Source organism: Selenomonas timonae, from assembly GCF_014250475.1.
In the GTDB taxonomy this organism is placed as follows: Bacteria; Bacillota; Negativicutes; order Selenomonadales; family Selenomonadaceae; genus Centipeda; species Centipeda timonae.
In genome coordinates this window covers 1,280,498-1,303,676 of the sequence record NZ_CP060204.1, presented here as the reverse complement: position 1 = coordinate 1,303,676, position 23,179 = coordinate 1,280,498, and the positions used below count along the sequence as shown (strand labels likewise).

General features: G+C 57.3%; 26 protein-coding genes. 14 read left to right on the top strand and 12 right to left on the bottom strand.

From position 1 onward, the window contains the following. Positions 1 to 126 precede the first annotated feature (126 nt). Complete coding sequence (locus tag H1B31_RS06195) at positions 127 to 1,392, bottom strand: DEAD/DEAH box helicase (protein WP_185979704.1); 1,266 nt, start codon at positions 1,390 to 1,392, stop codon at positions 127 to 129. After that, positions 1,389 to 2,261: a type I methionyl aminopeptidase gene (map, locus tag H1B31_RS06190; protein ID WP_185979703.1), complete on the bottom strand. Its 873-nt coding sequence runs from the start codon at positions 2,259 to 2,261 to the stop codon at positions 1,389 to 1,391. Before map ends, H1B31_RS06195 begins: the two co-directional genes overlap by 4 nt. Before the next feature lie 168 nt (positions 2,262 to 2,429). Here map and H1B31_RS06185 point away from each other — a divergent pair, with 168 nt between their 5' ends. Next, the gene (locus H1B31_RS06185) at positions 2,430 to 3,275 is read left to right on the top strand and encodes a polysaccharide deacetylase family protein (RefSeq protein WP_009441032.1); all 846 of its coding nucleotides are present in this window, start codon (positions 2,430 to 2,432) and stop codon (positions 3,273 to 3,275) included. A 105-nt stretch (positions 3,276 to 3,380) separates the two neighbouring features. After that, a complete protein-coding gene (locus H1B31_RS06180) occupies positions 3,381 to 3,581 on the top strand; it encodes a hypothetical protein (RefSeq protein ID WP_009441033.1) in 201 nt (66 codons plus the stop codon). 56 nt (positions 3,582 to 3,637) lie between these two features. Here the strand turns inward: H1B31_RS06180 and H1B31_RS06175 are convergent, their stop codons facing one another. Continuing rightward, positions 3,638 to 5,092, bottom strand: a complete 1,455-nt coding sequence (locus tag H1B31_RS06175; protein ID WP_185979702.1) for a sucrose-6-phosphate hydrolase — start codon at positions 5,090 to 5,092, stop codon at positions 3,638 to 3,640. Between the two features lie 5 nt (positions 5,093 to 5,097). Continuing rightward, positions 5,098 to 6,954, bottom strand: coding sequence for a glucose PTS transporter subunit IIA (locus H1B31_RS06170; RefSeq protein WP_185979701.1), 1,857 nt, complete (start codon positions 6,952 to 6,954; stop codon positions 5,098 to 5,100). 200 nt (positions 6,955 to 7,154) lie between these two features. Between H1B31_RS06170 and H1B31_RS06165 the strand changes: the two genes are divergently transcribed. The 3 genes from H1B31_RS06165 (at position 7,155) to H1B31_RS06155 (ending at position 8,962) form a co-directional block, all read left to right on the top strand. After that, a complete protein-coding gene (locus H1B31_RS06165; protein WP_185979700.1) occupies positions 7,155 to 7,517 on the top strand; it encodes a PTS glucitol/sorbitol transporter subunit IIA in 363 nt (120 codons plus the stop codon). Between the two features lie 126 nt (positions 7,518 to 7,643). After that, the gene (locus H1B31_RS06160) at positions 7,644 to 8,324 is read left to right on the top strand and encodes a flavodoxin (protein WP_185979699.1); all 681 of its coding nucleotides are present in this window, start codon (positions 7,644 to 7,646) and stop codon (positions 8,322 to 8,324) included. Continuing rightward, positions 8,324 to 8,962, top strand: coding sequence for a hypothetical protein (locus H1B31_RS06155; protein ID WP_185979698.1), 639 nt, complete (start codon positions 8,324 to 8,326; stop codon positions 8,960 to 8,962). The genes H1B31_RS06160 and H1B31_RS06155 overlap by 1 nt, the downstream gene beginning before the upstream one ends. 39 nt (positions 8,963 to 9,001) lie before the next feature. On the opposite strand, the gene H1B31_RS06150 is transcribed toward H1B31_RS06155, so the two are convergent. The 5 genes from H1B31_RS06150 to H1B31_RS06130 are packed head-to-tail and all read right to left on the bottom strand — an operon-like array spanning position 9,002 to position 14,059. Next, positions 9,002 to 10,210: a type II secretion system F family protein gene (locus tag H1B31_RS06150; protein ID WP_185979697.1), complete on the bottom strand. Its 1,209-nt coding sequence runs from the start codon at positions 10,208 to 10,210 to the stop codon at positions 9,002 to 9,004. Then, a complete protein-coding gene (locus tag H1B31_RS06145; RefSeq protein ID WP_185979696.1) occupies positions 10,207 to 11,202 on the bottom strand; it encodes a type IV pilus twitching motility protein PilT in 996 nt (331 codons plus the stop codon). The genes H1B31_RS06150 and H1B31_RS06145 overlap by 4 nt, the downstream gene beginning before the upstream one ends. Continuing rightward, positions 11,195 to 12,439 (bottom strand): GspE/PulE family protein, encoded by a 1,245-nt coding sequence (locus H1B31_RS06140; RefSeq protein WP_185979695.1) that lies wholly within the window; start codon positions 12,437 to 12,439, stop codon positions 11,195 to 11,197. Before H1B31_RS06140 ends, H1B31_RS06145 begins: the two co-directional genes overlap by 8 nt. A 14-nt stretch (positions 12,440 to 12,453) precedes the next feature. Further along, entirely contained in the window at positions 12,454 to 13,230 is a 777-nt protein-coding gene (gene truA / locus H1B31_RS06135; protein ID WP_185981244.1) for a tRNA pseudouridine(38-40) synthase TruA, read from the bottom strand. 13 nt (positions 13,231 to 13,243) lie between these two features. After that, positions 13,244 to 14,059: an energy-coupling factor transporter transmembrane component T family protein gene (locus H1B31_RS06130; protein ID WP_185979694.1), complete on the bottom strand. Its 816-nt coding sequence runs from the start codon at positions 14,057 to 14,059 to the stop codon at positions 13,244 to 13,246. Between the two features lie 184 nt (positions 14,060 to 14,243). Here H1B31_RS06130 and H1B31_RS06125 point away from each other — a divergent pair, with 184 nt between their 5' ends. Beyond that, the gene (locus H1B31_RS06125) at positions 14,244 to 15,467 is read left to right on the top strand and encodes an EAL and HDOD domain-containing protein (RefSeq protein WP_185979693.1); all 1,224 of its coding nucleotides are present in this window, start codon (positions 14,244 to 14,246) and stop codon (positions 15,465 to 15,467) included. 57 nt (positions 15,468 to 15,524) lie between these two features. On the opposite strand, the gene H1B31_RS06120 is transcribed toward H1B31_RS06125, so the two are convergent. Further along, positions 15,525 to 16,544 (bottom strand): HD-GYP domain-containing protein, encoded by a 1,020-nt coding sequence (locus H1B31_RS06120; protein ID WP_185981243.1) that lies wholly within the window; start codon positions 16,542 to 16,544, stop codon positions 15,525 to 15,527. Positions 16,545 to 16,770: 226 nt separating this feature from the next. Between H1B31_RS06120 and H1B31_RS06115 the strand changes: the two genes are divergently transcribed. The 5 genes from H1B31_RS06115 to H1B31_RS06095 all read left to right on the top strand — a co-directional run bounded on the left by H1B31_RS06115 (position 16,771) and on the right by H1B31_RS06095 (position 19,636). After that, entirely contained in the window at positions 16,771 to 17,574 is an 804-nt protein-coding gene (locus H1B31_RS06115) for an amino acid ABC transporter substrate-binding protein (RefSeq protein ID WP_185979692.1), read from the top strand. A 71-nt stretch (positions 17,575 to 17,645) separates the two neighbouring features. Then, entirely contained in the window at positions 17,646 to 18,290 is a 645-nt protein-coding gene (locus tag H1B31_RS06110) for an amino acid ABC transporter permease (protein ID WP_185979691.1), read from the top strand. Beyond that, positions 18,271 to 19,053 carry an amino acid ABC transporter ATP-binding protein gene (locus H1B31_RS06105; RefSeq protein WP_009656802.1) on the top strand — a complete coding sequence of 261 codons (783 nt, stop codon included), beginning with the start codon at positions 18,271 to 18,273 and terminating at the stop codon, positions 19,051 to 19,053. Before H1B31_RS06110 ends, H1B31_RS06105 begins: the two co-directional genes overlap by 20 nt. Before the next feature lie 79 nt (positions 19,054 to 19,132). Next, on the top strand, positions 19,133 to 19,384 hold the full coding sequence (locus H1B31_RS06100) for a DUF4160 domain-containing protein (RefSeq protein WP_009656821.1): 252 nt from the start codon (positions 19,133 to 19,135) through the stop codon (positions 19,382 to 19,384). Between the two features lie 12 nt (positions 19,385 to 19,396). Continuing rightward, positions 19,397 to 19,636: a DUF2442 domain-containing protein gene (locus H1B31_RS06095; protein ID WP_009656793.1), complete on the top strand. Its 240-nt coding sequence runs from the start codon at positions 19,397 to 19,399 to the stop codon at positions 19,634 to 19,636. Between the two features lie 220 nt (positions 19,637 to 19,856). On the opposite strand, the gene H1B31_RS06090 is transcribed toward H1B31_RS06095, so the two are convergent. Then, complete coding sequence (locus H1B31_RS06090; protein WP_009656797.1) at positions 19,857 to 21,200, bottom strand: MATE family efflux transporter; 1,344 nt, start codon at positions 21,198 to 21,200, stop codon at positions 19,857 to 19,859. Then, positions 21,197 to 21,955 carry a YdcF family protein gene (locus H1B31_RS06085; protein ID WP_185979690.1) on the bottom strand — a complete coding sequence of 253 codons (759 nt, stop codon included), beginning with the start codon at positions 21,953 to 21,955 and terminating at the stop codon, positions 21,197 to 21,199. The genes H1B31_RS06090 and H1B31_RS06085 overlap by 4 nt, the downstream gene beginning before the upstream one ends. A 75-nt stretch (positions 21,956 to 22,030) precedes the next feature. Here H1B31_RS06085 and H1B31_RS06080 point away from each other — a divergent pair, with 75 nt between their 5' ends. From H1B31_RS06080 to H1B31_RS06070, 3 genes are all read left to right on the top strand, one after another. After that, positions 22,031 to 22,270, top strand: coding sequence for a type II toxin-antitoxin system HicA family toxin (locus H1B31_RS06080; RefSeq protein WP_226372076.1), 240 nt, complete (start codon positions 22,031 to 22,033; stop codon positions 22,268 to 22,270). Positions 22,271 to 22,293: 23 nt separating this feature from the next. Next, a complete protein-coding gene (locus H1B31_RS06075; protein ID WP_009656787.1) occupies positions 22,294 to 22,692 on the top strand; it encodes a type II toxin-antitoxin system HicB family antitoxin in 399 nt (132 codons plus the stop codon). 128 nt (positions 22,693 to 22,820) lie between these two features. Then, on the top strand, positions 22,821 to 23,165 hold the full coding sequence (locus H1B31_RS06070) for a cupin domain-containing protein (protein ID WP_009441052.1): 345 nt from the start codon (positions 22,821 to 22,823) through the stop codon (positions 23,163 to 23,165). Positions 23,166 to 23,179 lie beyond the last annotated feature (14 nt).

Below are 23,179 nucleotides of genomic sequence, written 5' to 3'. Positions count from 1 at the left end.
ACGAAATACGTTGTTTTCCTGCCACGGGAAAACTTTTGATGTCGCAGCTCGAAAGGAGGATGAGCGGCAATCGTATAATGCTGCTAAGCGAAACTCTATGTTCGCGTGGAGCATACACGGTGAGGTTCATCGTTTCCGACTGCGCCGCCCAATATTTGTTACGGTCTTGCCCGACTTTCTGCTGCGTGGCTTTGGCTTTGCGCTTTTCGGCGCAGACCGTTTCTGCCTCCCTTTTTGCACGGCTGCCTGTCCGCCCGCCTCGTCGGGACGTGGACGCGGCTTCTTCTTGACAGCCGTGCGCCGCAGACGCTCCTTGAGTGCGGCCTCCATCTTGCGCAGCTTCTCGTGCTGATGCGCCGCAACGAGTGTGATCGCCTTCCCCGCCGCGCCTGCACGTCCCGTGCGCCCGATGCGGTGGATGTAGTCCGTGACGGTCGGCGGCAGATCGTAGTTGTAGACATGCGTCACCCCCTCGATGTCAAGCCCGCGCGCGGCGATGTCCGTCGCACAGAGGATCTGCAGCTTTGCCTCGCGGAACTGCCGCAGGACAAACCCGCGCTGCGTCTGCGTGAGGTCGCCGCTGAGCGCATCGACGAGATAGCCGCGGCGTGCGAGTTCCATCATGAGGGCACGCGTACGCTCCTTCGTCGCGCAGAAGACCATCGCGAGATAGGGTGCCTCCTCGTTGATGGAGGCACAGAGACGATCGAGCTTCGTCCCCTCGCTGACGGAGAGCACGACCTGCTCGACATTCGAGAGCGTCGTCCGCTCTCCCTCAATGCGGATATGCGCGGGGTTCGTCATGAACCGCTTCGTAAGGCGCACGATCCGCTCGGGCAGGGTCGCGGAGAAGAGCGCGAGCTGGTAGTCCTGCGCCACCGTATCGAGCAGCGTCTCAACATCCTCGATGAAGCCCATCTTCAGCATCTCATCCGCCTCATCGAGCACGATCTTGTTCACGCTGCCGAGCGCGAGTGTCCCACGCCGCACATGGTCGAGCAGGCGGCCGGGCGTGCCGATGACGAGCTGCGGATGACGGCGCAGCTTCTCCTTCTGCCGCTCGATATCCGCGCCGCCATAGATGACGATCGTTCCAATGCCAAGCTCTGCGCCGAGCGGCTCCGCAACGCGTGCGATCTGGATGGCAAGCTCGCGCGTGGGCGCGATGACAAGTGCCTGTGCTGCCGCTCCCTGCGGCTTGATCTTTGCAAGCAGCGGCAGGAGAAAGGCGAGGGTCTTGCCCGTGCCCGTCTGCGCCTGCGCGATGACATCGCGTCCCGCGCGCATGGGCGGAATTGCCTGTTCCTGCACTGGTGTCGGCTCCGTAATGCCCTGCTTTTTGAGCAGTGCACACAACGTCTCCGACACGCCGAGCTGATCGAAATGCGTCATGATGAAAGCACCTCTGCGCCTGTCTCCGTAATGAGGATGGTCTTTTCCCACTGTGCCGAAAGCGTATGATCCTTCGTCCGCACCGTCCATCCGTCCTCTTTGTCCACCGTTACATCGTAATCACCTGCGTTGATCATCGGTTCGACCGTAAACACCATGCCGGGCACCATGAGCATGCCCGTGCCCGCCTCGCCCTCGTGCGGAACGAACGGTTCCATGTGGAAGTCCTTGCCGACGCCGTGTCCGCCGAGTGCCGTGACGACAGAGTATCCGTTTGCATGCGCCCAATCGCCGCACGCCGCGCTCACATCCCCGAGGAAATGCCACGGGCGCGCTGCCGCAATGCCGCGCTCCATGCACTCCTTCGTCACCTGCACAAGCCGTTCCGCCGCCGCCGGCACCTTGCCCACGAGGTACATGCGCGAGGCATCCGCATAGTAGCCGCCGTAGATGACCGTCGAGTCCACGTTGACAATATCGCCCTCCTTGAGCACATCCTTCTTCGACGGGATACCGTGGCAGACCACGTTGTTGATCGAGGTGCAGATGCTCTTCGGGAATCCCTCGAATCCAAGGCAGGCAGGAATGCCGCCGCGCTCGACAATGTAGTCATGCGCCGCGCGATCCAGCGTCTCCGTATCCACGCCTGGACGCACGAGCGTCTCCATGAGGTCGAGCACGCCGTCGTTAATGACGGCAGCGCGGCGAATCCCCTCAATATCTGCCGCGTTATTGATGATCTTGCGCGGCGGACGCACCTGCCCCTTGATCACATCGTAGCGGATAGATGCAATCCGCTCATCAAAATCCGCATGACATTTCTTGTATTTCCTACCGCTGCCACACCAGCACATATCGTTTCGATTCATTGCTTCGCCCCTTATCTATAGTCTACTGTTGCATTATAGACCGAAACTCCATTTTTATCAAAGACTTTTCATCGAGCACGACGGAAACAGAGTGCTTGACATGAAGCAAGCTATAAGCTACACTTGTCGCAGTATTGATTCTAATGCAATAACAAGAAGGTAATTCACGTGAAATTTTCGCAAAGGCGACTCCTGTTCGCCCTGCTCACCGTCCTCGGACTGCTTCTCATCACATCATGCGTGCTCATGCACTCTGCGCCCGGAATCCCCGTCCTCAACTATCATCAGGTCGAGGAGAAGAACGGCAACCCGCTCACCCTCTGGCCCGATCAGTTCGAGGCGCAGATGGCGTATCTCGCTGACGAGGGCTATACGACGATGACGATCGACGAGATGATGGATGCCCTCGAAAACGGAACGCCCCTGCCCGAAAAGCCCGTTATCATCACATTCGACGACGGCTATGCGGACAACTACGAGTACGCCTATCCCATTTTGAAAAAATACGGATTCAAGGCGACCATCTTCCTCATCTATGATTTTACAAACACCTATCCGAACTATCTGACATGGGAACAAATCAACGAGATGAAAGAGTCCGGGCTCATCCACTTTGAGAGCCACACGATGACACACGCAAATCTTGCGGAGCTGACTTCGTACGACGATCTGCACCACGAGATCGCGGACTCGCATGACCTCCTCTCGGAAAAGCTTGGCTACGATATGCACTACATCGCCTACCCCGGTGGGCGTGTCAACGAGGAGATCGAGGAGATCACGCGTGCGGCGGGCTATCGCGGCGGGTTCACCGTGCACTACGGGCTGTCAACGCCCGAGGAGGGACGTTACCAGATGGATCGTATCCCCATCTTCGGCGCGAATATGCACACGCTTACGCGCTTCAAGATGCGTCTCGCCTTTGCCCCGCTCATTGCACCGCTCGAGGATCTGCGTCTCAAGCTGCGCTCCCTGGGGCTCACAGGGCTATCCAACTGCATGCTCATTCCTTAAAGAATGACCGATATTTTTCGCAAAAATCTGTAAAAGAAGCGGGACAGAATGAAAAAAATATGCTATAATGTTCTCATCGGTTATTGTGTTTAAGGAGGGCTTTTCATGGATTTTGAGGCACTGGTCAAGGCAAAATTTGATGAGGCATATGCGGCATCGGAGCATCCGAAGAAATTCTTCCTCACGGAGAACGGGCGCGGTGTCGTCGACGGCGGCGAGATGTATAACGCCCTGCTCCACGATGTACTCGACGTTGTGCAGAAGGCAATGGTTGGCATTCTGAAGGACAGCCATCATACACATTAACAGCAGAAAAAAGAGAACCGATGCGGCAGCAAATGCCCGTCGGTTCTCTTTTATTTCTATATGGTCTCGTAGTGGAACGGTTCAAGCTCCCAGAGCACGCCCGAGAGCTGTTTCAGGTCGACATCGGAGAAGACACGCAGCGCGGGGCGGATATTCTTCTCGGGGAAGAGGGCAATGGTCGCCGCCTCCTCGCCGTGCTGGAAGAATACCTCCACCGCGCCGTGATCGACGTACATCCGCATCGAGAGCGTCTCCTCGGCATAGAGCTTGAAGACGCGCGTACCACGCCCACCGAGCTTCATCCCCGTGCGGTCGATGGTCATGACCTGCTCGAGGCGGTTGTAGCGGAAAACGAGTTTTTCGAGACCGAAGACGAGCTCGACGGAGACGCTGTAGGCATCCCCCATTGTGAGGTCGAGGATCAGCTCTGTGAGGTCGTAGAGTGTCGTGGAGAACTCGCTCTCTCCCTCCGCTTCGAGGGCGCGCTCCGTATCTCGATGGCGCAGCGCCTTCAGCTCGCGCACAGGCTCGGAGAAGATATGTCCCTGACGCAGTGTCAGCACGCGCGGCAACGTCAGGCTGTGCATCCAGCCCTCCTCCCGCGTCGGATAGTCCTCCTCGCGGTCAGGCATCCCCATCCATCCGATGAGGATGTGCCGCCCCTCGTGCGTCAGGATCTGCGGCGCATAGAAGTCAAATCCGTGATCGAGCTCCTTGAACCGCCCGTGCATGAGCATCTCCATCGCGTCCATCGAGGCATGCCCTGCGATGTAGCCCGCCTGATAGACATTCTGGCGGTCGTAGGCACGCGCCGCAACGCCCTGCGGGCAGAAGACGAGCACGTCATAGTCACCGAAGGAGAGAAGGTTCGGGCACTCCCACATATAACCGAAATCCTTCAGCTGCGTGCGCAGTTCGCCGAGGCATTCCCAACGCATCGGCGCCTCATGGTAGACGAGCACGCAGCCGCGCTCGTCCTCCGTCTGTGCACCGATGACGAGATGACGCACGCCGCGCCAGTCGAAGAGATACGGGTCGCGGAAATGTGCCGTAAAGCCTGCGGGCGGACCGTCGATAATGATCTCTTCCTTCTTGACCGCACCCGCCGCCTTCGTATAGGTGCCGAAGCGCTGCACAGAGCTGCGGTTCCCCGCCTCGTCCTTCGCATTGCAGGTGTAGAGGACGCGCAGATGCCCGTCCTCCTCCGTGCCGCAGCCCGAGTAGCAGCCGTCCTTGTCGTGCTCGTCCGTCGGCCAGAGCGCGAGCTGCGGAATCTGATAGGTACAGAAATCGCGTGTCTTCGTATGCGCCCACGACTTATTTTTGTGCGCGCAGCCGTAGGGATTCCACTGGTAGAAAATATGATACGCACCGTTGTGGTAGGTCATGCCGTTCGGATCGTTGATGAGTCCGAACGGCATCTCGAGATGAAAGCGATTGTGCCAACGATGCGTGAAGGGAAAGCCCTCCGCGAGTTTTGCATCAATCGCCCGCTTGTCAAAATTCTCCACGGCGCTCACTCCTCGGGGCGGAAGAAGGTGAAGGTCAGGCCGAACGCCACGCCGAAGCCGACTGCGTTGACGAGAACGTACTCAGCAAGGTGGTCAAGATAGAGCAACGTGCCCGGCAGCACCGTGATGCCCATGCCCGTGCCCGCGAGATGCAGGAAGCCCGCAATCGCGCCCGCACACGCGCCGCCGACGAGGCCGTAGATGAACGGCTTCATGAAGCGCAGGTTGATACCGAAGATCGCCGGCTCCGTGATGCCGAGGAACGCGGGAACTGCCGAGGAGATGTAGAGCGCACGCTTCTTTGCATCATGCGTACGCGCCGCGACAGCGACCGCAGCACCGCCCTGTGCAACGATCGCACCCGTGATGATCGCGTTGAACGGGTCAAGCCCCGTCGATGCGAGCAGCTGCACCTCGAGCGCGTTGAAGACATGGTGCACGCCGAATACGACGATGACCTGATGCACGCCGCCGACGATGAAACCGCCAATGCCGTACGGAAGCTCCAGGAAGGCACGCACCGCGCCGAAGATGCCGATTTCAAGCGTGTGCATGATGGGTCCGATCACGAGCAGACCGAGCAGCATCGAGACGAACAGCGTGAGGAACGGCGTCACGATGAGGTCGATGATGTCGGGCACGAAGGTCTTGAACCACTTCTGGAGACGCGCGGCAAAGATGCCGAGCACGAGCGCGGGCAGTACCGATCCCTGATACCCGACGACGGGAATCGGAATGCCAAAGATCTCCATCGAGAGCGGTACGGCATCGCCCGCCGCAATCGCATACGCATTCGGCAGCTGGGGTGCAACGAGCATGAGACCGAGCACGATGCCGATGACGGGCGTACCGCCGAATCGGTTCATCGTCGACCAGCAGACAAGCGCGGGCAGGAACGCAAACGCCGTATCGGTGAGAATCTGGCTCATGCGGAGCAGATTGTCGCTCATCTCGACACCGAGACTCTGCGCCGCACCGCGCAGTCCCATGAAGAGACCCGTGGCAACAAGCACAGGGATAATCGGAACGAAGACGTCGCCGAGCGTGCGCGAGACCTTCTGCAGCGGCGTCATCTGATCATACGCCTCCTGCTTGCTATTCACCGCCCCCACGAGGTTCGTACCCGCAACAAAGGCGTCGAAGACCTTGTCCACGAAGCCCGTGCCGAGGATGATTTGATACTGCGCGGCGGCGAAGAACTGTCCCTTTACGCCGTCGATGTTCTCGATCGCCTTCTCATCGATGAGTTCCTTGTCGTTGACGATGAGGCGCAAACGCGTCGCACAGTGCTCGGCGCTGCGCACATTGGCCGCGCCGCCGACGTACTTCCAGATGAGCTTTGCGACGCGCTCCTCCTTCGGCAGATTCGGATCGATGTCGTCCTCAACCACCGTAGTCTCTGCCTTTACCTCCTCAGCCGCATCCCCGCCCGAGGAGATCTCCGCATCGTCCAGCGTGAGCGTGATCTTTCCGTAGTCCGCCGCATTCGTCACGAGCACGGGCGTCGTTGTCTCATAGCCCTCCGCGCGAATCGCATCGGGATCGAACTCGAGCAGCAGCTGCCCGCGCTTGACCGTATCGCCCTGCGCGACGTGCGCCGTGAAATGCTTGCCCTCGAGCTTCACCGTGTCCACGCCGACGTGGATGAGGAGATCGACCCCGTCTGCCGAGTGAATGCCAATCGCGTGCTTTGAGCCAAAGAGCACCGTGATCTCGCCATCTACAGGCGACACGACACGCCCCTCGGGGTCGGCAATCGCGGCACCGCGGCCCATCGCACCGCTGGCAAATGCCGGATCTGTCACCTCCGAGAGCGGGATGAGCCGCCCCCTCAGCGGGCTGTCAATACGAATGTCCTGCATAAAAGTCCCCCCTATAAAATTGTCGCATTGGAATCTCCCCACCTATACTTTCAGATTCCTTTCAGTAAAAGTGTACCGATTTCCTTTTCACTTGTCAATGCAGACGCATGCGAAAAGATTTTACAATGAGAAATGCTTGTGGTAGAATGATTTTAAGGAATCGTTGGGAAATTCGGATTACCATCCGGGGAGGCATTACAATGAGTGTAAAGTATGAGGTCAGTGTCACGGCCATCGGCAAGCTGGCGCGCAAATTTCTCGAGACGAACAACAGCGTCATCCTGCTGGATGAGGGTGCGCACCCGAACCTTGCGGAGATGGTCATTGAGCATACGCCGGGTGAGCTGACGGCGGACATTGTCCCCGGTGACACCCTCTCGATCGGCAAGCAGAAATATAAGGTCGTACGCGTCGGTGAAAACGCAAACGACACGATCCGAGAGAGCGGACACTGTACCCTGCTCTTCAATGCGAAGGGATCCATGCCCGGGCAGATCGAGCTTGAGGGCACGAGCGTTCCCTCGCTCTCGCAGGCATTGAAATTCAGCTTTTCAGGCAAATAAATCACCTTATCATTATTTGAGTCAGCCGCATGCAATGCATAGAGGCTGACTCTTTTCTATATATAAACGTATTGTAATTAGGGCTTTTTTCCTATATAATAGCAAAAACACGAAAGGAGTCCCGTCATGAAAAAACTCTTTGCAATGCTCTTTGCCATCATTGCAGTCCTCGCCGTCGGATGCGGAAACACGAGCTCAAATAACAGCGAAGATGACCATGTGGATTCTGCTGTGCTTGACCTCGCACGCCCCGTCCAGCCACCGGCCGATTTTGCAGGCAAGCGCGTGCTCGTCGCCTTCTTCTCGCGCACAGGCGAGAACTTCGAGGTCGGCTACATCGAAAAGGGAAATACGCACATCATTGCAGAACAGATTGCGGAAATCGCACACGCTGATCGAATTTTTGAGATTCAGACCGTAAATCCCTACCCTGCCGACTATCAGGAGATGACAAAGGTCGCAAAAGAGGAACAGGCGACGGAGGCGCGGCCCACCCTCGCCACACGCGTGGAGGATATGGAGCTCTATGATGTGATCTATCTCGGCTACCCGATCTGGTATCAGAATCTGCCGATGCCCGTCTACACCTTTCTCGAAAGCTATGATTTCACGGGCAAGACGATCATTCCCTTCTGTACGGGCATGGGGAATGCAATGAGCGGCATGGAGGCGGACATCCCGCTCTTTGCCAAGGGCGCGCAGCTGCGACAGGGCTTCGGCACTCAAGGAAAATTCGTGCATAACAGCCCCGATCAGGCAAAGCTCGAGGTTGCAAACTGGCTCGCCTCGTTGGGATACACGAACTGATGCGTATCCTCCTCTATATTCTCATCTGGGCAGCGATCCTCTTTCTGCCAAATCGCCTGCTGACAACGGAGCCCATCCACGAGTATCTCGGACTCATCTTCCTCCTGCTTGGCGGCATCCATCTTGTGCTCGTGCGCCGCTACCTGCGTGCGCTCGTGACCCTGCGTCTCAGGGTGACACCGCTCAACACCGTCAATTCCGTCATGCTCATTCTGCTCCTCGTTGTCATTGCAACGGGCATCATGATCTCGCTCTACGCGGTTCCCATCGTACGTCTGCGCGGACTCACGTCCATCTACGTTCACGGGACACATCTCGCGGCTGCCGTCCTCTTCTATCTCATCGTCGGCATCCACGCAGGCTTCCACTGGCGCGTAATCTGGAACGGCATCCTGCGCCGCCTCTCCCTGCGCATTCCCGAAGGTCTCTCACGCGTCTTCGACGCGCTCGGCATCCTCCTCATCATCGCAGGGCTGCACGCCTTTGTGACGACGCATATCTACGAAAAAATCCTATACGAGCACCTGTCATTCGGCGGCATTGTCGGCACGTGGCAGTATCAGCTCGACCTCGCGCTGATCTTTGCCGCCTGTACGAGCTGCGCCGTCTTCTTTGAGCGGCTGCGCATGAGAAAATGACGATAAAAAGCCCCCCCGTGCAGGGGGACTTTTTTGTCTCTACATCATTGCATCCATCGCATCTAAGATCGGCAGGAGAACCGAGAGAACGACAAAGAAAATGACACCCCCGACAAAGACAATCATCGTAGGCTCGGCAAGTGCCTCGATCCGCACGGCGTACGTCCCTGCCCTGCGACGGCAGTAATCCGCCGCATGCTGCAGGAGCCGTTCCAAGTCGCCCGCCGCCTCACCTGCTGCGAGCATAGGGCGCAGAAGCGCTGGCAGATAGGACTCGTGCACAATCACCTGCCCGAATGTGCGCCCCTCGACAAGGCTTTGCTCCATGCGAGCAAGATGACGCGCAATCGCACGATTCCCCGTCACAGAGCGCGCAAGTCCGACGGCATGATCCAGACGAATCCCGCTGCGCAGAAGTATCGCAAGTGTGCGCAGGATCATCTGCCACGCGGCGAGCTGCACGAACGTCCCAAGCACAGGAACGCGCAGGAGAAGCGCATCGGCATACAGGCGCAGAGACGGCAGAGAGAGCAACAAAGGTACTGCAACACAGATGCCGACAACGAGTCCAAAAGCGAAATATGGCTGCGCCGAGACAGCATCCGACACCCCCAACAGCATCCGCGTCGGCAGCGGCAGCGCCGCCCCGAGATCGCGCAGGAGCGCCGCAAAGATCGGCAGGACGAATACTGTCATAATCAGCACCGAAAAGACGGTTGCCGCAAGGAGGAAGAGCGGATAGAGGAGTGCGCTGCGCAGTGCTTCACGCAGGGCATGCTCCTCGGTGAGAACCGCGGCGGCCTCCCGCAGAATCCCCTCGAGCGTTCCGCTCTCCTCACCTGCGCGCACCATGCCGACCAGACTCAGAGGGAATGTCTTCGCCTGCATCTCCATCGCCTGCGACAGCGGCAGCCCGCGCAAAACCTCCGCATGCAGTGCCGCAACAGTCCGCCCGTAGGCAGAATTTCTCACGTCCTCGGCAAGGTGTTCCAATGCTTCATGCACAGGGAGTCCCGCCCCGAGGAGCGCTGCCAGTTCATGCAGGAACGCAATCCGCTCCTCTGCCGTAATTCCGCTGCTCATATGCAGTGGAGACGGCAGGCAAAAATCGTGCTGCTCGTAAATGCGCAGAGCGATCTTACCCTCTGCCGCAAGCATACGCGCCGCAGCCGGCGCAGACTCTGCGGCGAGCTTCCCCTGCACGCGGGTACCATCTGCTGCACGGGCGTGATACGAGAACATCTTCATGCGATGATCCCCTGCGCCCGCAGAGCCGTCTCGGCCATCTCCGCTGTCTGCATGCCCTGTGCCGCGCCGCTCATCATAACGGAGCTAAGTTGGCCGCAGCTGCCCTGCCGCAAGATATTCCGCACGGCAGGTGTCGCGCAGAGCACCTCAAATTCAGCAACGCGTCCGCCGCCCTTCCTCGGCAGAAGACGCTGCGCAAAGATGCCCGTCAGGACATCAGCAAACTGTGCGCGCACCATATCCCGCACATCGGGTGGAAACATCCCCTCCACGCGCAGAACCGCCTGCGCAGCACTGCGCGTGTGTAGCGTCCCGAGGACAAAGACACCTGTTGCTGCCGCCATCAATGCCGCCTCCATCGTCTCACGGTCTCGGATCTCCCCAACGAGGAGGATATCCGGATCCTCGCGCAGCGCACTCCGCACGGCATCGGGAAATGAAGCAAAGTCGCGCCCCAACTCACGTTGACTGAGAAAGGCACGCACAGGCGAAAAGATATATTCAACGGGATCCTCGAGCGTAATGATATGTGCACTCCGCGTCTGATTGATCGCCTCGATCAGAGCGGCAAGCGTCGTCGTCTTCCCCGCACCTGTTGCGCCGCAGATAAGTGCAAGGCCGTCCCGCGCCTCGGTCAGCGCCCGCAGTGCACGCGGCATATGGATCTCCTCGGGCGTCATGATATGCTCGGGAAGGAGCCGCAGCGCAAGCCCAAGCCCCGCCTGCATACGGTAGGCATTTCCGCGAAAGCGCCGCCCCTCGTACACCCATGCAAAATCGACATCATGCGCACGAAGATCTGCGCGCTGCTCCTCTGTGAGCATATTCTCCAGCAGCATCTCCATGTACGCTGCAGTTGGGATAAACGACTCTGATGCAAGCGCGCCATCGTGCCGCATCTGCACGCGCTGCTGCGGTGCCATGTGCAGATCGGAGGCCTCCGACGCAATCATGCAATGAAGAATGTCCGCCCATACTGCTCTCTCATCCATAGAGTGCCCTCCCCACCTCCGCAAGTGTCGTATCTCCCGCAAGAGCCTTTGCCACACCGTCCTGCCACAGCGTCTCCACATGATCCGCTGCTGCCGCCGCGCGGAGCGATGCCTGATCGCTCGCGCCGAGAATCGCCGCACGCATCCGTTCCGTGATGGGCAGAACCTCATGAATCGCCATGCGGCCGCGATAGCCGCTGCCGTGACAGTGCGCACAGCCCCGCCCGCGTGTGAGCCGTACCTCCTCATGATAGAGATCGCCAAGCTGAATTGCCTCGTGTGCATCGCGCGCAACCTCATACTCCTCACAGCAGTGCGGACAGACGCGCCGCACGAGACGCTGTGCAATCACACCCGAGAGAGTTGCCGCGAGCAGATAGGGCGGAACGCCCATCTCGATCATGCGGAAGATTGCCGACACTGTATCCTCCGTATGCAGTGTCGAAAAGAGTGCGTGTCCCGTGAGTGCAATCCGTACCGCCATCTCCGCCGTTTCACGATCGCGAATCTCACCGAGCAGAATCTTCTGCGCATCCTGCCGGAGAGCCGCGCGCAGTCCCGCGACAAATGTCAACCCCGCCTCCGCATTTACTTGAAACTGGCTGATCCCATCGATGCAGCGCTCCACGGGGTCCTCCAGCGTCATGATGTGGCAGTTCGGCTCATTCAGCGCCGAGAGAGCGGCATAGAGCGTCGTCGTCTTGCCCGAGTTCATCGGCCCGCAGAGGAGAAGCAGCCCCGTCGGGCGGCGAATCAAACGCTCGAAGATCTCCTGATTACGTGGCGTGAAGTCCAGCTCCGCACAGCTCAGGAACCGTTCCGAGGCATCCATGATGCGCACAACCATACGCTCTCCGCCGAGTACGGGGAGTACCGCCACGCGCATATCGATCAATCGCTCGCCATAGCGGTAGCGGATCTGACCATCCTGCGGACGGTTGCGCTTTGCCGTGTCGATGCCCGCCATCACCTTCAGCCGCGCAATGATGACGGGTGCGAGTTCCGGCGGGAACTGAACGGGACGCTCTCTCAGAAGTCCATCCACGCGCATGCGGATGCGCAGGCTGCCACCCATCGGCTCGAGGTGAATATCCGTCGCCTCCTCTGCGAGCGCCGTCTCTAGGATCGCATTGACAAGCGTTAGCACAGCGCTGCCGCGTGTGCCGTCCTCGGACGAGCTGCGCCGCAGTTCACGCGCAGCCTCTGCGATGAGCCGCTGTACGGCCTCCCGCTCCATGTATAGCACTCCCTTCAACTCTTCCCGTCTGCTTCCTCTTCGTAATCTACACTGACAAGATAGAGTCCGCAGGCGGGTGCCGTCGGACTCGCAAAACGTCGATCACGCACGGCGAAGATTTCGCCAAAGCGCTCCACAGAGATGCGCCCAAGCCCCACGCTCACCACCGTACTCATGATATTGCGCACCATGTGATAGAGGAAGCCATTGCCGTGGAGATAGCAGGAGAGGCGTCCCGCCCCCTCCTCCGTCAGACGGATCTCATCGAGCGTGCGCACGGGCGACATCGGCGCGCCACCCGCCGCACGGAACGAGGAATAGTCATGCGTCCCAACGAGCATGGCGAGCGCCGCGCGCATCGCCTCCACATCGAGCGGCTGAAAGATCTGCCACGCATAATTGCGTGTAAAGGGATCGGGCACAGTACACTGCTCCAAACGATAGACATACGCCTTGCCCGTCGCGGAGTGGCGTGCACTGAAATCCCGCGCAGCCTCCCACGCCTCTGTAACGACAATGTCGGGCGGCAGGAGCCCGTTCACGGCGCGCGGCAGACGTTTCACAGGGATGCGCCCGTCCGTAAAGAAGTTCACCACCTGCCCATAGGCATGCACACCCGCGTCCGTACGACCTGCAGCGGCGAGCTCCACCTCCTCCGCGCAGACCTTTGCAAGCGCACGCTCGAGCACATTCTGTACGGCGACGACAGGTGGCGTCTGTCGTTGAAATCCATGGTAGTTCGTCCCGGCATAGGCGACCTTCAACGCGATATTGCGCGCGCGCGCCTTCATACGCGCTACATTCTCAGGGCGCAACGCTCAGCCCTCCGAGACTCACAGCGCAGATGCCCGCCGCACCGACGAAAAATACGGCTATCGCTACATAGTCGAGCCGTCCTGTACGCAGCTCCTTCATCTGTGTACGCCCCTCGCCGCCGCGATAGCAGCGCGCCTCCATCGCGAGTGCGAGCTCATCCGCGCGGCGGAACGCCGAGAGAAAGAGCGGCACGAGGACGGGCACGACGGCCTTGAGCCGCTGCACGATATTCCCACGCTCGAAATCCGCGCCGCGCGCTTTCTGCGCCTTCATAATGCGGTCTAGCTCCTCAAGCAGTGTCGGAATGAAGCGCAGTGCGATCGTCATCATCATCGAGAGCTCATGCACAGGCACGTTCACGCGGCGCAGCGGGGAGAGAAGCGCCTCCAGACCGTCCGTCAGGCGCAGCGGACTTGTCGTCAGCGTGAGCAGCGTACTCAACAGAATGAGGAGCACAAGGCGCAGACCGATGTATCCGCCGCGCGCAAACCCCTCCCACGTTGCCGCAAATGGGCCAATCCGAAACAGCTCCGTCCCCGGCGTCATAAAGAAATGCACGCCGAACGTGAAGAGCACGATCCAGAGAATCGGTCGGATCGAGCGCAGCTGCATCCCAAGCGGCACCTTGGAAAACACCATCAGCAGCACGACGCTCACGGAGAGCGCCGTAAAGCCTGCTGCATTTTCCACGAAGAAAATCAAAAGCAAAAAGAAAAAGAGCAGGACAATTTTCACGCGCGGATCCATGCGATGCAGAAACGAGTCTCCGGGCAGATAACGTCCAATCTGAATATCATTGAGCAAGAGCAATCACTTCCAAATTTTGTTTTTTCCATTATAGCATTATAGAGTTTCTTTTTCATTTCTTTTTCGTAGAATTTATGCTATAATACATCGAGTGTTACAATGTTATAATTTTACCTTTCAAAAGCATCCTTTTGGAAGAAATGATGACAATAATACGTTAACGATAAAGAAAGGTTCTCCTATGGAAGAAGTATTCATCGGGCGACAGGCCATACTCGATCAACAGAAGAAAGTATACGCATACGAAATTCTCTTCCGCAGCGGCCTCAAGAACGCCTTTGACCCAAACCTCGATGGCAACATCGCGACGCAGAGCGTCATGGTCGGCGCCATGCTCGACTTTGGCATGAAAAAACTTGTCTCGAATCGGAAGGCATTCATCAACTTCACTGAACAAAACCTCCTAAACCGTGCGCCAAAGCTTCTCCCGCCAGAAAACGTCGTTGTGGAGATTCTCGAAAACGTACAACCCACGCCCGAAATCCTCGAAGCAGTGCAGGAGCTCAAAGAGTTCGGCTATAAGATCGCACTCGACGACTTCGTCCTTAGCCCCGGCTACGAGCCACTGATCGAGATGGCAGACGTCATCAAGGTCGATTTCCGCATCACAACAGATCCTGAAGAGCGCCAGAAGCTGCGCGAAATTCTGCCAAAGCACGTTCGTCTGCTCGCAGAGAAAATTGAAACAGAGGAAGAATTTCGTCAGGCGGTAGAGTTCGGATACGTCCTCTTTCAGGGCTATTTCTTCTGCAAGCCTGCCGTCCTGCATCAGAAGCGCCTGACAAGCAATGCACTCTCACGCATGCGCCTCGTCAAGGAGGTCAACCGTCAGGACGTCGACTTCTCCTCCGTCACCGGTGTCATCTCCTCGGATACGAACCTCGTTCACAAGCTCCTCACCTACATCAACTCCGCAGGCATCGGGCTCACGAACCACGTATCCAACCTGAAACAGGCAACCGTCCTGCTCGGTGCCAGCGGCGTGCGGCGCTGGGTGACCCTCATCAGCCTGCAGACCTTCTCCGAGGACAAGCCACCCGAACTCTTTACCCTGTCCCTTCTCCGCGCAAAGTTCTGCGAACTCATTGCACAGGATCTCAAACGTTCAGGTGTTACGCCGGACACGGGCTTCCTGCTCGGCATATTCTCTCTGCTTGACGTGTTGCTGAATCTGCCCATGGACGAGGTGCTCAAGGAGGTCGCCCTTGCAGACGATCTCAATGCCGCACTCCTCGGCGAAGATAACGACCTGCGCCATCTCCTCGATCTCGTCATTGCCTACGAGCAGGGCGACTGGGACAAGGTCATCAGCTACTGCGAGCTCTTAAAACTCTCACCTGATCGTATGAAGCCAACCTATGATGCTGTGCTCGAATGGTACAACATCGTGCAGACCCTCAGCTAAACGCCAACGAAAAAGCCCATCGGAGCGAATCCGATGGGCTTTTTGCATGACATGAGATTATTTGGGGTTGTACTCCACAATCGTAATCTTTTTATTCTCGTTGAGATCGATGACCTCGTCCTCGGAGATCGTGACAATCGGCAATGGCACAACGCCGTGCGGATATGCCGTGATCGTACCCTCGCGATGGTTGCTAAGGAGTACGCGCGAGCCGAGGAAGGCGTTCTTGATATTCGTCAGCACGGGAATGCAGACGGCAGGGTCGAGCGTCGTGTACATCTGGCTTGCAATTACCGCAACCGCATCGAACGGTGTGCGGCGCGCATAGCCCTCGCGCTCAATCGTGATATTGTCGTAGAGATCGGCGACAGCAACGATGCGTGCATAGAGATGAATGTCATCGCCCTTGATATTGAACGGGAAGCCGCTCCCGTCCATCCGCTCGTGATGCTGCAGCGCTGCAAGGCGCACGCCCTCGGTCAGCCCCGCGACATTGTTGAGGATCTGTGCGCCGTCCACCGTATGCTGAATGTAGCGCTCATAGTCCTCTCCCTTGAGAGTCTCAACATTCTTCTCGAGCAGGCGCTGATCGAATTTCGACTTGCCGACATCGTGCAGGAAGCCCGCGAGGACAATGTCCTTCGCCGTCTCGCGATCAAGCTGCATCCACTTTGCAAAGACGCCCGCGAGAATCGAAACGCGCAGCGAGTGGTTGTAGATGTCGCTCGCGAGATGATTGATCTCATTCAGATAGTCGATCGTACCGCTGCGGCGCGAGAGCGGCAGGAGATCCGCCTGCACCATCTCATTCGTCTCGGCAACGGGCACACTTCCCGTCTTCTTCGTCTCCTCAAAGATGGATTTCGCCGTCCCGACCACATTCTCATACTGCTTGATGAAGAGATTGCTGCGCGAGAAGATCGGAGACCGCTCCTCCCGCAGCTCCGTTTCATCCTTGATGTAGACAACGGGAACCTTCAGGAATTTGAGACGCGTGATATGCGCCGCCGTCAGCTCCGTATTTTCCGACACAACAACCACACGTTTGGCATTGACGATCGTTCGCGCAAGTATCATTCCATTTTCAAGATCGTCCACGGATATTGCACGCAAGATAAGCCCTCCCTCGATTTATGCTCTCTATTCTGCACGAAACTATTGCACCTATAAATATTTCGACCTTTATGAAAAAAAACCTGCTTGCTGGAAATAAAACTTGACATAATTTTAATCTATAACGTATAATAATTTACGTTAGCACTTTATCTTATTAAAGCAACAGGACTTAAGGAGAGATGTGGCAATGAATTGGAAGCATATCTTTACGGGCGCGGCGGTCTTTGCACTGTCGGCAGCACTGCTTGCGGGCTGCGGCACGGAGAAGGCACCTTCGACAGACAATGCGGCAGAGATGGGCAAGATCATCGTCGGACTCGATGACAACTTCCCGCCAATGGGCTTCAAGAACGAGAAGAACGAGATCGTCGGCTTCGATGTCGACCTCGCGAAGGAGGCGGCGAAGCGTCTGGGGCGCGAAGTCGAGTTCAAGGCGATCGACTGGTCGAGCAAGGAGGCTGAGCTCAAGAGCGGCCGCGTGCAGATTCTCTGGAACGGGCTCGACATCACCGAGAAGCGCAAAGAGAACATGCTCTTCTCCAAGCCCTACATGGACAACCGTCAGATCATCTTCGTAAAGAAGGGCAACACCGCCGTCACGGATGAGAAGAGTCTCGCAGGCAAGACTGTCGGCACGCAGAGCGCGGGCACGGCGGAGGAGTACATTGACGCAACCCCGTTCTACAAGAACGATGTCAAGGAGGTCAAGAAGTACCCCGACTATGTTGCGGCATTCATGGATCTCGAGAACGGACGCCTTGACGCCGTCATCGGCGACGAGATCGTCGGCCGCTACTACATGAGCAAACACCCCGAGGAGCTCGAGGCACTCGATGTCGTCGTCGGTCCCACGAGCGAGTTCGGCATTGCATTTGCCAAGGACAACACTGTTCTGCGTGACGAGGTGCAGAAGGTGCTCGACGAGATGAAAAAGGACGGCACAATCGCAAAGATCTCGACCGAGTGGTTCACGAAGGATATCACAAAATAAATATGTGACAACGGGAGGCTGCTGCTCAATGGCGGCAGTCTCTTTTTGCCGCTGCAAGGACGATAAAACGAATGGAAAAAACACTAGATACGGTACTGCTCATGCTCGAGGGCTCGACCATCACCCTCGAGATTTTCTGTGTCACACTCGCCCTCTCCCTCCCGCTCGGGCTCTTTGCCGCGCTCGGGAGGCTTTCGCGTTTTCGGCTGCTCAGCCGACTGCTCGAGATATATATCTGGATCATGCGCGGCACGCCGCTGATGCTGCAGCTCCTTTTCGTTTATTTCGCTCTACCGATGGTCGGCATCATGCTCCCGGACATTGCGGCGGCGCTCCTCGCATTCGTCCTCAACTATGCCGCCTACTTCGCCGAAATCTTCCGCTCGGGGATTCAGGCAGTCCCGCGCGGGCAGTTCGAGGCGGCGCGCGTCCTCGGCATGAGCGCCCCGCTCACCATGCGGCGCATCGTCCTGCCGCAGGTGCTGCGCATCACCCTGCCCCCCGTCAGCAACGAGACCATCAACCTCGTCAAGGACACCTCCCTCGTCTACATTCTCGCCATGAACGACCTCCTGCGCGTCGCACGCACCATCGTTCAGCGCGAGTTCGACATGACCCCCTTCCTCATCGCCGGCATCTTCTACCTCGCGATGACCGCTGTGCTCACCTATGGATTCAAAAAATTGGAGGCGCACTATGGCAGATACGACAACTAATGACATCATGCTTTCCATGCGCGGCATCCACAAATCCTTCGGCGCGCTCGGCGTTCTCAAGGGAATCGACCTCAGTCTCGCACGCGGCGAAGTGCTTGCCATCATCGGCTCGTCTGGCTCTGGAAAGTCCACCCTCCTACGCTGCATCAACAAGCTCGAGACGATCGACTGCGGCGACATCACAATCAATGGAGAAAGACTCTGCTGGACAAAAGACGGAGAACGGGCGGCAACATACGCAAGCAACGCCGATGTGCGCCGCATCCTCATGTCCACAGGCATGGTCTTTCAACAGTTCAACCTCTTCCCCCACATGACCGTCATCGAGAACCTGATCGAGGCTCCCTGCCATGTCAAGGGGCAGACACGGGACGAGATTCTGCCCTACGCACGCGAACTGCTTGCAAAGGTCGGACTCTCCGACCGCGAGAACTACTACCCAAGCCAGCTCTCGGGTGGACAGCAGCAGCGCGTCGCCATCGCGCGCGCCCTCGCCATGAAGCCCGACATCATGCTCTTTGACGAGCCGACCTCCGCCCTCGATCCCGAACTCACGGGCGAGGTACTGCGCACCATGCGTGCACTTGCCGCCGAGCGCATGACCATGATTGTCGTCACACATGAGATGGCATTCGCACGCGAGGCAGCCACCCACGTCATCTTCATGGAGAACGGCGTCATCGTCGAACAGGGCGCTCCCACCGAATTCTTCTCCGCACCGAAGGAGGAGCGGACGAAAGAGTTTTTGCGAAATATGCTTTGATGATATAGCGTGTTATTTCTGCGGGAGTGTGGTACAATATGTATATGATTAGGAGGGATATGAAATACCTGCACTTAGTATGTTCTTTGGAATCATCATCTATATGTACCATGAACTTGGCGGAAAACATAATACGCCGCATATACATGCCGAGTATCAGGTATATGAGGCAGTCATTTCCTTGGATGGCGAGTTGATTGAGGGAGAACTTCCGCGAAAGAAATTGAGACTGGTCGTCGCGTGGATAGAAATTCACGCAGATGAGTTAGCTGCAAACTGGAAACTTCTCAGCAACGGTGAAGCCCCGTTCAAAATTCAGCCACTGCAATAAAGGAGAGTTACCATGCTTCAACCAAAAATCATCGATGTTCACCCTCTCCCCGATTATAAACTGCTCCTTCTCTTTGAGACGGGAGAAAAGAAAATCTTTGACGTAAGCCCATACCTCCGAGGTGCATGGTATGAAAAGCTGAAAGTCGCTTCCGTTTTTCAGACAGTTCATGTATCAGGCTCTACCGTCGCATGGGCAGACGGACAGGATATCGCGCCGCATGAGCTCTATGATAACTCGACGCCAGTATAATGGAAGCAGGGGCCAGCGCACATCATTGCTCTCAATCGTATCAAGAAACATTTTACATAGATTTGAACTTCATCACGAAACGGGCAGATACAGAGGAAATTTCTCTCCGTATCTGCCCGTTTTTCTTTGCCCTCGAGCATTACTCTATCATTGAGCAAGCCAAGACGTGTTCTAAAGAAACATAACCTTTCCAATCCTTCTTCACGTGCATGTAAAATTTTCAGGATGCGTGGCACAATGTCCGCTCCGTCCAAAAATATGCAATCGTGACGGGAATCGCCGCACCAAGCCACGCGAGCGGATTCGCGAGGCATGCGCCGAGGAAGCCGAGCGTGCCGCAGAGGAAGACGGCAGCGCCCGCGCGCATGATGAGCTCCATCGCACCCGCGATGGTCGGGATAACGCTCTGCCCGAGTCCCTGCAGGACGTTGCGGTAGACGAGCAGAAGCGCAAGGATGGTGTAGGTCGATCCGGTGACAACGAGATAGGTGTGCCCATAGGCGATGACCTCCTCTGCGCCCGCCGCATCGGCACCGACGAAGAGCTCCAGAAAGAATGTGCCGAACGCGATCAGGAGGATGCCTATGCTGACGGCAAACGCCATCGACATTTTGAGGCACGCATGCACACCCATGCGGATGCGCTCATACTTTTGCGCGCCATAGTTTTGTGCCGTGTACGCCGCCATCGCATAGCCGAACGAGAGCATGGGCATGACGGCGACAGCGTCGATCTTCTGCGTCGCCGCGTATGCCGCGACGGGCAGCGCGCCGAGGTTGTTCAACGCGACTTGCACGATGATCGCACCAATGGCAATGACGGAAGACTGAAACGCCATCGGCAGACCCATGCGTAGATGCGCCATGAGCACAGCACGATTGGGCTTCCAGTCCGACCAGCGCGTATGCAGAACGGGCACGCGCCGACGAATATAGATGTAGAAGAGGAGCGCGCCGATTGCCTGTGAGATGACTGTTGCGAGCGCCGCGCCCGGAATCCCCCAGCCGAGGATGAGGATGGCGATCGGCTCGAGCGCAATGTTGATCCCAAGTGTCACGGCAAGGAGGATCATGGGCTTTGTGCTGTCGCCAAGCGCGCGGATGAGGCAGTTTTGCAGATAGAGCAGTAGAAATATGGTCAGCCCCGCAAAGACGATGGAGATGAAATCATACGCACCGTCCAAAATCTCGGGCGGCGTCTCCATCAGCACGAGCAGCGTCCGTGTCAGCGGCAGGACAATCGCCGTCAGCGTGAGCGCAACCGCGACGCCAAGCATGATGCACGCTGCCGCGCTCTGCCGCACACCCGCGCGGTCGCCCGCACCGAACCGCTGCCCCGTATAGATGGTGACGCCCGTGCAGAAGCCCATGAGGAAGCCGAGTGCGAGGAACATGAGACTGCCCGTGCAGCCAACCGCCGCGAGCGCATTGACCCCAAGGAAACGTCCGACAATGAGCGTATCAATAAAGGCATAGAGCTGCTGCATCATATTGCCCGCGACGAGGGGCAGAGCAAAGAAGAAGATGAGCCGCGTTGGATCACCCTCGGTCAGATTCTTCGTCATTCCAGATACCTCGTCACAAAGATGCGCAGCTTCTCTTGTAGAAAGACCGTATTCGTGAGAAGCGCACTCGCATTCGGCGCGAATTTGATCAGATAGAGCTGCGGATTACCGCTCACCCAAAAATCGGCAGGATAGGGCGTGACCGCGATGCCCTCATGTTCGAAGTTCAGCACGGCGCGCGGCAGATGAAACGCCGAGGTCACGAGGATGGGATGCGTGAATCCCTCCTGCCGTAGGATCTCCGCCGAGTAGCGTGCGTTCTGCCCCGTTGTGAGACTGAGGCGCTCGACATAGATCATCGCATCGGGCACCCCGAGCGAGAGGAGGACGCGGCGCGCGATCTCCGCCTCCGAGCCGGTATCGCTGAACACCTGCCCGCCCGAGAGCAGGATCGGCAAATGATGTCGCTGATAGAGACGGAGCGTCGTGAGGAGGCGCGAGGATGGACTCTGCGCGAGCATCCCCACGCCGTCCACATCCTGTACGTCCGCAATCGCTCCGCCGCCGAGCATGACGATGACATCCCCCTGCGGTGCTTCGGGCACCTCATATGTGCGCTCAAGTCCGCCCATCAGTCGGTCAGCAACCGCACCGATGGAGAGGAGATAGAGAAGGAGCGCCGTCACGGCAGCTGCTCCCGCAGCACGCCGCAGCCCGCGCTTTTTCCAAAAATAGACGGCAAGCCCCATCATCACGAGGATAAAGATCCCCGGCGGCAAAATCCACGCCGCCCCGAATTTCAAAATGTAAATCATCGTATTCCCTATCTCATCCCAAGAGCTCAAAAAACCATTCATGAGATTATCTCATATCTCAAAACAAGTCAAATAATGTTGTTTTGTTGTGTAATATTGTGTATAATATTTATAAAAGGAGGTGTCGCCGTGAAGATTTCCGAACTTATCAAGATACTAAAGAAAAACGGCTGCTATAAAGTGCGCAGCGGCGGAAATCACGACATCTGGTATAGCCCCCATAGCGATAGATTATTTCAAGTCCCACGGCACACGAGTCAGGAATCCGGTGCAGGTCTGACAAACGCAATATTGAAGCAGGCAGGACTTAGATAAGACAACGGAAAGGATAGGTCCCTATGAAATACGTTTACCCCGCACTTTTTCAGCCGGAGGAGGAGGGCTTCTTCATCTCCTTCCCCGATCTCGACGGCTGCTTCACGCAGGCATCCTCGATTCCCGAGGGGCTTGATCTGGCGGCGGACGCGCTGAACCTCATGCTCTGGCACATGGAGGAGGAGCATATTGACATGCCCGCCCCCTCCGCTCTGACGAATATAAAGGGCGATGACGGCAGCTTTGCAACCCTCATCAGCGCCGATACCCTCGCCTATCGCCGTCTGCATGACACGAAAGCGGTTCGCAAAAACCTCTCGATTCCGCGTTGGCTCGACACGCTCGCCACAGAGCATAATATCAATTTCTCAAACATCCTGCAGAACGCCCTCATGCGTGAACTCGGCGTAGGAAAAGCATGAGAAGAAACAAATGAAAAGAGGAAAATCCCCCTCCATAGCGAATATTTAGAATATATGGAAGTACTTTCTGTGGCTTCCCTGTTCATTCTAGCAGAATCTGCGTGTATTTACAAAGGAGAGATTATTTCATGGCAATCATCGAATCCGAGCACATTGATGCCGAGAAGCGTTTTGGTGGAAACGGTACGATCCACATTCAGAAGCTGCTCAGTCCGACCGAGCTCGACGGCAAGTGCGCGATGTATGCGCGCGTGACGATCCCGCCCCATGCCTCAATGGGCGTACACAAGCACGAGGGCAATACGGAGACCTATCATATTCTCTCGGGACGTGCGCGCTACAACGACAACGGCACGGAGATTGAGATTGGCCCTGGCACGACGACGTTCTGTGCCGAGGGCGAGGTGCATGCCATCGCCAACGCCTCCGAGACCGAGGATCTCGTCTTTATGGCGCTGATTATCAATAAGTAACACAACGTGAAAAG